Annotated in this window: 10 protein-coding genes; 3 read left to right on the forward strand and 7 right to left on the reverse strand. The window is 43.7% G+C overall.

The genetic code is table 11. The features are described 5' to 3' along the window. Window positions 1–35: 35 nt before the first annotated feature. The 3 genes from AACT52_RS00985 to AACT52_RS00995 all read left to right on the forward strand — a co-directional run bounded on the left by AACT52_RS00985 (window position 36) and on the right by AACT52_RS00995 (window position 2,932). Window positions 36–689 (forward strand): hypothetical protein, encoded by a 654-nt coding sequence (locus tag AACT52_RS00985; RefSeq protein ID WP_445263911.1) that lies wholly within the window; start codon window positions 36–38, stop codon window positions 687–689. Window positions 690–1,401: 712 nt separating this feature from the next. Continuing rightward, window positions 1,402–1,917 (forward strand): RES domain-containing protein, encoded by a 516-nt coding sequence (locus AACT52_RS00990; RefSeq protein ID WP_233153753.1) that lies wholly within the window; start codon window positions 1,402–1,404, stop codon window positions 1,915–1,917. A 97-nt stretch (window positions 1,918–2,014) separates the two neighbouring features. Continuing rightward, window positions 2,015–2,932: a hypothetical protein gene (locus AACT52_RS00995; RefSeq protein ID WP_073626362.1), complete on the forward strand. Its 918-nt coding sequence runs from the start codon at window positions 2,015–2,017 to the stop codon at window positions 2,930–2,932. A gap of 674 nt (window positions 2,933–3,606) precedes the next feature. On the opposite strand, the gene AACT52_RS01000 is transcribed toward AACT52_RS00995, so the two are convergent. The 7 genes from AACT52_RS01000 to AACT52_RS01030 all read right to left on the reverse strand — a co-directional run. Further along, window positions 3,607–5,760, reverse strand: a complete 2,154-nt coding sequence (locus tag AACT52_RS01000) for a tetratricopeptide repeat protein (RefSeq protein ID WP_073626366.1) — start codon at window positions 5,758–5,760, stop codon at window positions 3,607–3,609. Window positions 5,761–6,326: 566 nt separating this feature from the next. Beyond that, window positions 6,327–6,506: a photosystem II assembly protein Psb34 gene (psb34, locus tag AACT52_RS01005; protein WP_073626371.1), complete on the reverse strand. Its 180-nt coding sequence runs from the start codon at window positions 6,504–6,506 to the stop codon at window positions 6,327–6,329. A gap of 267 nt (window positions 6,507–6,773) precedes the next feature. Beyond that, window positions 6,774–8,765: a glycine oxidase ThiO gene (thiO, locus tag AACT52_RS01010; RefSeq protein ID WP_073626373.1), complete on the reverse strand. Its 1,992-nt coding sequence runs from the start codon at window positions 8,763–8,765 to the stop codon at window positions 6,774–6,776. 556 nt (window positions 8,766–9,321) lie between these two features. After that, on the reverse strand, window positions 9,322–9,714 hold the full coding sequence (locus tag AACT52_RS01015; RefSeq protein WP_073626375.1) for a hypothetical protein: 393 nt from the start codon (window positions 9,712–9,714) through the stop codon (window positions 9,322–9,324). Window positions 9,715–9,731: 17 nt separating this feature from the next. Then, window positions 9,732–10,070 carry a 2Fe-2S iron-sulfur cluster-binding protein gene (locus tag AACT52_RS01020; protein WP_073626377.1) on the reverse strand — a complete coding sequence of 113 codons (339 nt, stop codon included), beginning with the start codon at window positions 10,068–10,070 and terminating at the stop codon, window positions 9,732–9,734. After that, complete coding sequence (locus AACT52_RS01025) at window positions 10,045–10,329, reverse strand: hypothetical protein (RefSeq protein ID WP_158054471.1); 285 nt, start codon at window positions 10,327–10,329, stop codon at window positions 10,045–10,047. Before AACT52_RS01025 ends, AACT52_RS01020 begins: the two co-directional genes overlap by 26 nt. A gap of 64 nt (window positions 10,330–10,393) precedes the next feature. Then, window positions 10,394–11,153 (reverse strand): class I SAM-dependent methyltransferase (locus AACT52_RS01030; protein ID WP_073626411.1); only part of this gene is annotated, 760 nt, incomplete at its 5' end.

Raw genomic sequence — 11,153 nt, forward strand, 5'->3', positions numbered from 1 at the left:
TACTTGACATCTCTTACATGAATTGAGTTTATAGCATGACAAATTGTGAGAATGTCAATCGAGGTGAAATTATGAGTACGATTAATGTAACAATAGATGCTCCTTGTGAAAAAGACGTGATGCAACAAGCGCTCGAAAGAATAGCAAGGGGATTTCAAGATTATCTGAATTCACTACACCCTGATGAAATTGAAAACTTAGCCGAACAACTGCAAACGACTTGTAAAACTTCAAAGTATTCCAAAGCTGAAACTGATTTTGCTGCTAAGCTTGGAGCAAATAAAATCAGTAACCAAGAGCGAGGAAGATTAGAATTTGCTGCCCTTACCAGGAATTTTAAGTGGAGACAAGAGTTACTGAGGGATTCGTTAAGTGCACCGCAAGTGGCGGAAATGCTTAATACAACGCGTCAGACTCCCCATGATCGTTTGAAAAAGAACAGCTTAGTTGCAGTTCAAGACAATGGAGTTTGGAAATTTCCCACTTGGCAATTCGATCCACAAGGACCAGATGGCGTGATTGCTGGATTACCAGATGTCTTAAAAGCTCTTAATGTTCCTGCTATGTCGAAAATCAGTTGGCTCACTCGACCGAACAAAGCTTTAAATGGACTTACGCCTGTAGAAGCTTTGAAAGGCGGTCAAAAACAGGAAGTCATTGGTGAAGCACGGTGTGTGGGAGTGTTATGACAATGTGTCATTAATTTATCGGATTCTAGTAAACTCAAAAACCCGGTTGTTCGCCACAACCGGGTTTTTCAGTGCTCTTGCTTAATGCTTTATGTCATTAGGGGTCAGATCCCCGACTTCGTAAAAGTTGTCGGGGATCTTGTGAAACTTTAAAATATAAAGTTTGCGTAGTTTGTAGTAAGGACTTTAGTCCTAAACTCCCAAAGCGCTCAAGCGCTCACTACGAATCTCTCAAAAGTAATGAGACAGACCACTAGGGAAACTGATTGACTGCCAGAAAATACCGAAATTATACTGAAAAATTTTCCATAACCACACAGAGAATTTCCGGAATGACATCGACGACTTGTGAATCTTCCAGTTAACAAGCCTTGGAGTTCCAGGTTTTGCAACGTCTCAAGGCTCATGGGACGTTCAGTATCCCTATGAAAGTCAGTCAACCACAATAGGAATGATAAATGTGGTAAATATAATACTTCCGCCTAGCTTAGGCAAGCAGAAACCAAAATTCCATATTTTAAAGAAGGGTACGGAACTTTTAAGAATTTTCTCTCCCGAATATAATACTGCTGCTCTTACCTTTCGTTTTTGGGGTCCGCTTCATCGCTTTGACCATCATTTGGGGGAGTGCTCCTGTGTTAACTTTATACAAGAGAATGATGATTCTGCTGATGTTTGCGCTCAGGAGTCCTCTGCAGGGGAGGACACACTCATGTCACTAGAACAATTAGTTCATTCTGGCTGCTATAAGCCACTGAATCGGAAACCATGCAATGACCCACTACGTGGTATACACTACGTCGCGCCTGCGCCTCTACTTTCGAGCTGTCTAGTGGAAGTTTTTGGTGACGCAGGCTGTATAGAAATTACTGACCACCAGCTTGCTTTGATCACAACCATAAGTCACTTAAAATTATTGGATATACGCGGTCCTGGTGCAATGCGGGCTGGTGCTAATGAGGCAACTTTAGCAAAAACAGAGAAACGTAGTTTAAGTCAAGCTTGGTCGCGCTACTTTTATGAGCAAAAAGAAATATACCCAGAAATTGAAGGGATTATTTACCGCAATGCTCATAATGATGAAGAGGCGATCGCCATTTATGAGCGTGCTAAACATCTACTCACCTGTCCACCAGAAAATGTTTTCCCCCTGAAACATGAATTATTCCGGGGTTCAATTCTAAAAGCCGCAGAGGAAAATAATCTTGAGGTGGAGCGTTATTGGTGAGCGACTTGCGGTGGACGGGTTTCCCGGCATAAGCAAAGTGGCGAACCCGAAGGGTAATTTGGACGCTCTATAAAAACCGAGACACAGAAGTAAGAGTATGGATAATAAATCCGAGAATCCTGAGGCTAGTAAAAGCATAATTTCCAGGGAAGCAGTAGATTGGCTACTGCAACGCATCTTCCAAGTTCCTAAAAAATGGTTAATTATTAGTATTATTCTTATCCTTATTAGTACTTGTGAAATTAGCTGGGGCAAAGAATCATCATTTAAATTTAGAGTTACAAATACAACAGCGGTTTTCCTCTCGCTGATTTGGTTACCATCTATACTTAAAATTTTTGCATTGAGTGGGGGAGCGCTGAAGACGCCTGCGGGAGAAATTGGTAGCTCAGGCATGAAGACTATGCTAGAGTCATTGACCAGTGATTCCTTGGGATTTCTCATCGAGCAGACCAAGCTAGCAGAAGATGCTGCTCCACCGCAACAGCAGCAAGAAATGCGTCAAATTCGCCAACAATCGCAGGAAGTCTACGCCTCACGGATTCCTGTATCACAAGCACGCCAAGAAATCGAACGTTTAGCCGAACGGTACAAGGAATTAAGAATGACAATGCCTTCTGGAGTGCAGCGAACATTTGAGATGGAATCAGTCGCTGGACGGATGCGTGCTTTAGCTCCAGAAGTCAAATATACTGTACAAGAAGTGACAGACCTTCTGCAATCGAGCGATCAAGGGAAACGATTGCTAGGACTTTCTGTTACGGAGTGGTCTGGAGATCCAATTTATTTTGATTTGGTTTTACATTTAATTAGTCATTCAGAAACGGCGTTTGAGCAAACAATTGCATTGAGGGCTGCATCCAGGATGGTGTCCAAGCTCGATACTGAGCAGAAGAAAAAATTGCAAGCAGCACTTATTGAACAGCGTAATTTCAATCAAGATGAAAAGCGTTGGATTAAACCTGATTCTAATCGTTGGATATTGAGCGATCGCCTCTTATCAGCGCTTAATTAATAAATGTGACTTGCAGCATTTTGAAGTTTTATAAAGTTGAACTAGTTGTAAGTCATGATGTGCTAATGACACCTAAATCAAGGGCGATCGCTACATCCAAACTCCAGTAAAAATGGTATTTGATGAATCACGGTAAAGTGGGCATTGCTCTGGTTTTTTACAAACTGTTCCCAGATTTTGGTAGCAATGTTTACCCTACAAGTTACTTAATTATTTTTGAATTTTGAATGTTTGACTAAGCTGGGCATTGCTCTGATTTTTTACACACTGTTCCCAAATTTGGGTAGCAATGCCCACTCTACGAGTTACTCGCTACATCCAAACTCTAGTAAAAGTAGGGTGGGCAATGCCTGTCATTATGTGTATTTTGTAACTATAAACTTACAGAGGCATTGCCCACCAAAGTGCTCAATATCACCCAATGCCTGAATAATTTCACGAAATGCCTGATACAAATGATTGATCTCTAATTCTTTCCCCCTACCCCCTGCCCCCTGCCCCCTGCTGCCTATTTGTATCAACCTTAAAGTGAAACGGTATAAGGTGGGCATTGCTCTTATTGTCCATAAGATATTTTCAGATTTTGCTAGGCAATGCCCACCCTACGAGCTATGAGCTACGAGCTGTTCCCAAATTTGGGTAGCAATGCCCACCCTATGAGCTACTAACAAAACTTACAATTTTGGCAAAATTTCAGGTAATAACTGACCAGGAACTTTAGACAAAGCCAGGTTTTGTCCCTGTATGCCTAATTCATTGTGGAAAGCGCGAATCGTTTTTACCACATAAGCAAAAGTTGTTTGGTAAGCCTCTGGTTGCTTGCTTAACCCATTTAAAGCTTGTAAATGATTGTCTAATGCTGCTTCTAAATGTTTAGAACGAGTTGGTTTATCAACATCGAAATACTGGTCTGTTGCTAACTGAAAATGAGCTAATCCTAAATTATTGTGAGTAGCAAACACATCAAAACTCAAAGGCATACCACTGAGTGAGTGAGCAAGGGCAAGCGCTTCTTCGTATGCAGTAATGCACTGTTCTAACAACTTTTGCCGCTCCTCCTTGGAAGTTTGTGCTTGATTTGCTAAGTGCCAATAAGCAGTTCCAAGATTATTTTGGGTGGCGGCGCAGGCGGGAGGAACATTCGCAGGAGTCCTATATTTCAGCGCTTCCTGGTAAGCATCAATAGCTAGGTGCAGATTTTCTGGTGGCTGTTCGTACTGTGCAATATTCCAATATGCCGTGCCGATATTGTTTTGAATCATGCCATACTTGAGCGGTTCTTCTTCAGGGCTGTAATAACCAAGCGCTAGTTTGTAAGCTGCGATCGCTTTCTTAAGATGCTCAACTGGTTGATTGTATTGTGCTAAATGCCAGTAAGCTGTCCCTAAATTATTCTGGCAAGCAGCATACTTTAATGGTTCCATCTCGGCTGTACGGAATTGTAGCGCTTCACTGTAAGCTATAACCGCTTGCTGCCAGTTTTCCGCAGGATTAGCAAAACGAGCTAAATCACCGTATGCTGTTCCCAGATTATTTTGTACACGAGCGTAGGTTTCCGGGTGGCTTTCGGCTGAAATGAGCTTCAAAGCCAGATGATAAAACTCAATCCCCTGCTCTATGTAAGCTTGTCCTTCCTCAGAATTAGGTGGTGTGCGGTAAAGCATCCAGTACAATGTACCCAAGTCATTCAAGGTATCAGGCACTTGGGGTAAATTGTCATCATGAGTGATTGATTCTTGATAGGCAAGAATTGCCACCATGAGATTTTCTAGAGTTGACTGTCCATGCTCAATACGCAGCCGATATAAGTTTCCTAAGCGATGATAAGCGATCGCCAGATCGACGCCCGAAGCTTGTTGCGCGTGTAATTCTTCTATCTCCTCTAGAATTTGCCGCACTTGCAAGTTCTGTTCATCGTCTTCACCAACTGTCGTGTTAATCGTTGCTAAGACTAGCTCTGTTAATTCTTTGCTAATGTGAGATATGCGCTCTTGTGATGGGGTATCGCTGGCGCTTGCTTGATCAGTGAGTTCCTCTTCAAGAGGTTTGTTTGTTAAGTTTTCTGAAGTTGACGGAGGAACTTCTTGCCCTTTGTGTCCGCGATTAACTGATATCTGTTTCGGAAAGTCAAAATTATCCGCAATCGCTGATTCTTCTAAAATCGATTGCTCAACATTGCCCAACTCTAAATTTCTAGAACTGGATAAACGTTCTGGAGAGCTTTTATTTTGATTTGTCGGTGTGGGTTCTCCAGCAAAGACAAAAACACCTGTACGGTAACGCCAAAATTGTGGTGCTGATTGCTGGATAGCATGCAACCAAGGACGTGGAACCCACAACAGCAAGCTGGATTCAAACTTAGACAGTTGTTGCTCAGTTAAACGCAGATAGTGCAAAAATAACCGTTGTATTGCTACTGGTTGCCTAGTAAGCTGTTCAACGCCGACAATTTGAAATGCTGGTATTGGTAGCGATCGCCCTGGAGTGTCTTTTGATGTACCAACAATCGGTGGTGGATAATTAGACAACCACTGATTTATCTGAGCTATAGGATTAGGGTCGCTTAAATTCAGCCGCAACGTTACTAGTCGCGGGTATGCTGGTGTGCTGGCTTCTTGTGCATTTGATGGCTGATATAGCACTTGCCCAACAGGATAAGCCAAAGTTGAATGCAAACGTGCTGCTACCTGATTTCTCAGGTTTAAATCATCACACACCGCCAAAAAGATTTGTCGTCGTAAACCGAGACTAAGGGCAAGTTTTAGGCGGTGATACACTTGCCGATTCCAAGCAAAATTATCCGAGTGTGTAGTTTCATTTACGCTCATGGCGGCTAAAGAGCCAAAACCTAGTGAATATACCCTCTTGGGGTGCATGCAGGCAGCCTGTAAATCTGACCATGACTACGATTTTCAAGTCATTGTTGCTTTGCTCAGGATAAATCGATTCTTTAAAGTTTCAAAGAACAAAACTATAAATTATACTCTAACAAGAAAATATTTTGAACAAGAACGCAGAACATAGAACTCAGAAATCAGAATGTACTTACGGCTCTGGATTGCTAACCCGCAGGATAAGAAAGAAGACCACCCAATTTTCAATGCGTGATGTGGTGTTTACCCCGCTACTCGCCACCCAGTCGTACAGAACTCACTTATGGTTGTTCCTACTCAATCGTATGAGTTCTTTGTTGTTAAATGTTGTTAAAAAATAAAAACCAGGCTCTAATAAGACTAGTACACCGGGGGTGGGAATAAAGCTACTATTCACGCGGAAGGGAAAAGCTTATGATGTAAGCATTTTGAATGCGTGAATGCGTGAATTCCAAGAGAGCCGTACTAGGAGCCTGAAAAAGCGCAAAAATTAAATTTCTAATTTTTAAAACAATTTTCTATCAACTGAGATTGGATACTGAAAAAGCAACAAAAATCAAGCCACCAACCAAAATCGCCGCAGCAATTCCCAGGATAATATAATTTTGCTTTTGACGGTCGGTAGGCGGTTCTGCTGTGTAAACTTTGGGTTCACGAGCAAAGTTATTCAGACGACCGCCTTCTTCTGTTGTATAGGGCATGAGTACAATTCCTTATCCCATTTATTTATTTAATGTTACAGAAGCGATATATTTGCTCTCAAAACTAGGAGACAAATCGTTACATTAGCACAGAAGAACACAGAATGCAGAACGCAGAACTCAGAATAGAAGAGGACACGGTGACGCGGTGACAAATTCCCTGTGTGCGTCGCCGAGTCTCTCGGTCTGGCTTGTCTTGTGGAATCCTGAGTTCTTTCTTCGTCAACACTCAAGAGCGACTATGAACGATTAACTCTTGATTGTTGACTAACTTGTAATTGTTCCAGTTAGAGGAGAACTAGCAATAGCAGAGGTTTTGATGGGCATTCTGCCGGCAAGGTACGCCAGACGACCGGCAGCTGTTGCCAAATTCATGGCATGAGCCATTGCTGGGGCGTTTTGTGCGAGGGCGATCGCGCTATTAATCAACAAGGCATCTGCGCCCATTTCCATTGCTTGTGCTGCTTCAGAGGGCGCTCCAATGCCTGCATCTACCACCACTGGTACATTGGCATTTTCAATGATGATTTGAATATTTGCAGTTGTTTTCAATCCTTGTCCAGAACCAATCGGTGCTGCCAAAGGCATGACTGTCGCACAGCCAACTTCTTCTAAGCGCTTCGCCAGCATGGGATCAGCATTAATGTAGGGCAACACAGCAAAACCTTCTTTCACCAATTGTTCTGCTGCTTGTAAAGTACCAATGGGGTCTGGTAGGAGATACTTCAGGTCAGGAATCACTTCTAATTTCACGAAGTTATTATCTTCCTGTCCTAACAGTTTTGCCATTTCCCGCCCCAGACGTGCGACGCGAATTGCCTCTTCTGCAGTTTGGCAACCTGCGGTATTCGGCAACATCCAGATTTTTGTCCAATCTAATGCTTCCGCTAAACCTTCATGTCCGGGAGCATTGGTTTGTACTCGCCGCACTGCAACAGTGACAATTTGACAACCACTCTTCACAACGCTTTGCTGCATTTCCTCAATGCTGCGATACTTTCCAGTTCCTGTCATCAAGCGAGATTGGAAAGTTTTTCCCGCAATTTGGAGTGGGGAGTCTTCTAAAGTGCTGAGTTCTGAGTTCCTAGCTGCGAGTTCCGGTTTCTGAGTTTTGAGTGTGGGGTAAGTAAGCATTGAGGTAGTAGATGACTTAGTGTGGAAGCGCGAGTAGTGAAAATGAGATAATAAAGGGTCGGAGTTTTGCTCAAGAATCAAATCGGCAAGCAATGCTCCTGTTACAGGTGCCAGAAGAATACCATTGCGGTAATGACCTGTCGCCAAGGTTAAATTCTCACAAGGGCTGGTGCCAAGAATAGGTAATTCATCTGGGGTTGCAGGGCGAAAACCCCACCAAAATTCCTGAATAGGATAGTGCTGTATTTGAGGAAATAGACGAATGGCTCTTTGTAGTAAGGTTTGAATTCCTGCTGGCGTGTTGTGGGGGGTGAAGCCGACATCCTCAACGGTGGCACCAATAATAATTCGTCTGTCGCGCCTTGGGACGATGTAAATATCTTCCCCAAACAAAACCCGTGTCAAAGGTAAATCCGGCACCAATTCCGGTACTCTCACGCTCAGCATTTGACCTTTTACAGGGCGCACAGGCAGGGGAAACAATGCGTTTGACCAAGCACCTGCTGCCAAAACATAGTGTTGGGCGCGAAGGACTCCAGCACTCGTTTGTACGCCAACAACTTGCCGTTGCTGCTGTTGAATTCCTTCGACTGCAATACCTTCTTTAAGTTCAACGCCAAGCGACTTAGCAGTTGCCAACAGTGCTTGTGCTAATGCCCTATTGTCTACTTGTGCGTCTTCAGGATACCACCAACCTCCAACAACTTCTTCTCCCAATCCTGGCTGATATTGATGAATGACTTCCTTTTCTAGCCAATAGGCGGGGCAAGACAAGGATGAGGACGATGAGGAGGATACAGCTTCCTCATCTCCCCTATCTCCCTCATCTTTCCCTAAGACTGGAGCTAAAATACCGCACGACCAATAACCAGTATTGATACTGGTGAATTCTTCGAGCTTGCGCGTCCAATCGGGGTATAAATACAGAGAGCGCTTACATAACTCTTGCATTGCCTTGTCTGAGATTCTTTCAGCACCAGGTGCCAACATCCCAGCAGCAGCATGAGTAGCAGCAGCATGAAATTCGCGGCTGACCACTGTCACTTTCGCACCGCGTAATTTTAATTCAATGGCGAGCGCCAAGCTGATGACGCCGCCACCAATAATTAAAACGTCATTAGTCATTAGTCATTAGTCATTAGTTAGTTATTAGTCAAGAGTCGATAATCATTAGTCAACAGCCATTAGTCATAAAATTTTGAACTTTGGACTATAAACTTTGAGCTATAGACTTTGGACTAACAACTCGTCACTCATAACTCATAACTCATAACTTGTAACTTTTGACATCCTCACCGCCTTATAAGCGACGGTGATTCCCAAGACTCACGACTTGGGTTTCTGTTTCATAGCAACTGCCTCCACCCTTAAGGGATTCGGTCTTATGTTCGCTCCACAGACTGTAACGGTGTGTCCCACCGCCAAATGTAGCGAAATCCAAAAAGGAATTCTTATGCCTACTTTTGATTCAAGGGATGTTCACCATTGCCCCATCCTCTTATCCCGATCTACCAATTTTTCTTCGCCGTTGCAAGTATTGCAAACTTTGGTGTTAGGCTTTATGTCTCCATTGTTCGGGTGGGTCAATAACCTCCTTGATTGTATCAGCAAAGCCGTCTTAAAAGGACGGGGTTTTAGACCCAAAAGTTTCGATAACTCATAACTTGTAACTCATGACTAACTACCACAAAGCTCGAACTGGTTCGGTATTCTGATTTGTTTCATTAGGTGATTGATTGCCTGGTGATTGATTGCCTGGTGATTGATTGCCTGGTTGATTGTTGTTACCACCGCTTGTGTCGTCTTGAACTTGGTCATTGTTAGTGTTGCTGTTTTGATTAGTCTGGGCAACATTATTTCTTTGGTCGTTTGCGGGAGTATTACCAGCGGCAGTGCTATTAACATTGATATTAGCTGGCAGAACTTTTGATTCTTTGCCCCTTGGTGCTGATTCTGGTGCTGGTGCTTGAGCCGTATTATTTCGTCCATCCATTGGAAAGCTAATACCCAGCAATGTACCAAGCAAAATTGCTAAGCCGCCAGCCATAAGAATAAGTGGTGTCCATCTACCCATATCGTTATTTCTCCGTCTTAAACTTCTGATGTCCAAACTATTTGAGAACCTTGTCCCCAAAATCCATCATATTTTGTAACCTTAACATCGCCCAAAATCTTAGTTTGACAGGCTAAACGCAGGTCTGTTGTAGGAGAATGGGGAGGTAGTGACCGCCGCGCTTTATCGCGCCAATTTGCCTGTGATACTTTGCCTTCTACAAGAACTGCACAAGTTCCACAGCTGCCAATTCCCCGACAGTTTATAACCTTAGCACCGCTATTGTAGAGGTCAACACCATTTTGCAGCAATATTTGCCGCAGATTGGCTCCGCGAACGCACTCAATTGTTTTACCTTGAGCTTGTACCTTGGGCATTCGTGCTTACTAAGTTAGCTTGTTGTTGTATTGTAACAATCCATTTCAATGTAGAAAAATACCGAAACACTATATAACAATAGGGATTTCCAAGAAATAAATTATCCATCTTGTGGGGTGCAGAGAAGTCCTTTCGGAGGAAACCTCCGCTTGGAACTTCGGGGCGTCCCCGTCCGCCTTTGTTAATAGGACGGGTGCCAATCCCCAAAGTTCTGAGAACAACGGGTGTGGTCACCCCTTCGGGGAAGTCAAAAGTCAAAAGTCAAAAGTCAAAACTAGTTGGTAGTGGAGGTGGGCAACGTTTAGTGTTTAATGGAAAAAAATTACTGGCGGCGAGCTACATATAAGCTAGTTAAGTAGCCCTTAGTAATGCAACCGTTGAACTGGGTATCAATCAGCTCAGCAATCGCACGAAACAAACGCTGGCGTTTTGTCTTGTTCAAATTTAGGTGACCAGAGTAGGTGTTTAAAACGCGAATATAGCTGGCAGCGTCATATACTACATCCCATCGATACTTACGAATTGCTACCTTGCCAAACAAACCTGTCTGCTCGATCTCACCTGTTTTGTCCTCCACCTCGTCAGGACGGGGGAGAGGTTTATCGTCTTTAACTAGTTCAGGAGCAAAGCGACAGTAAAGCTGCTGCACTGCTTCAAAGAAATGTGGACTGGTGTCGTCGGTATGTATATGCAAGTTCCAAAATAGAGCAATTGCTCCCCCTGTTCTGAGCGCACAAGCAGCTTTGGGGTAGGCGATCGCCGGGTCGAGCCAATGAAAAGCAGTCGCCGCGACCACTAAATCGAAGGCTCCTTCTTGTATCGACCAGTCCTCGAAGGCTCCGGTCTGCACCTTTACTAGGGGATAGGCTGCCAGTTTGTGTCGGGCAACGGCAGCTAGGTTCTCACCCAGCTCGATGCACAACAGACGATAACCTCGGCGAGCAAAAGGTATTGTAGCTTGACCACTGCCGCAACCAATTTCGAGTATCCTTCCGGTTGATGGAATTCCTGATAGAGACACGATAGCTTGATACTCCCCACGGCTAAAAGCCGGGGGATTCTTGAAGAGTCCACAAACGAAC

This window comes from Scytonema sp. HK-05, assembly GCF_963872035.1.
Classification (GTDB): Bacteria; Cyanobacteriota; Cyanobacteriia; order Cyanobacteriales; family Nostocaceae; genus Kalymmatonema.

Bases quoted from the DNA above. Each gene is read 5' to 3' on its own strand.
- AACT52_RS00995 (WP_073626362.1), top strand. From the start codon at position 2,015: ATGGATAATAAATCCGAGAATCCTGAGGCTAGTAAAAGCATAATTTCC.
- AACT52_RS00985 (WP_445263911.1), top strand. From the start codon at position 36: ATGACAAATTGTGAGAATGTCAATCGAGGTGAAATTATGAGTACGATT.
- thiO (WP_073626373.1), bottom strand. From the start codon at position 8,765: ATGACTAATGACGTTTTAATTATTGGTGGCGGCGTCATCAGCTTGGCG.
- AACT52_RS00990 (WP_233153753.1), top strand. From the start codon at position 1,402: ATGTCACTAGAACAATTAGTTCATTCTGGCTGCTATAAGCCACTGAAT.
- AACT52_RS01015 (WP_073626375.1), bottom strand. From the start codon at position 9,714: ATGGGTAGATGGACACCACTTATTCTTATGGCTGGCGGCTTAGCAATT.
- AACT52_RS01020 (WP_073626377.1), bottom strand. From the start codon at position 10,070: ATGCCCAAGGTACAAGCTCAAGGTAAAACAATTGAGTGCGTTCGCGGA.
- AACT52_RS01000 (WP_073626366.1), bottom strand. From the start codon at position 5,760: ATGAGCGTAAATGAAACTACACACTCGGATAATTTTGCTTGGAATCGG.
- psb34 (WP_073626371.1), bottom strand. From the start codon at position 6,506: ATGCCCTATACAACAGAAGAAGGCGGTCGTCTGAATAACTTTGCTCGT.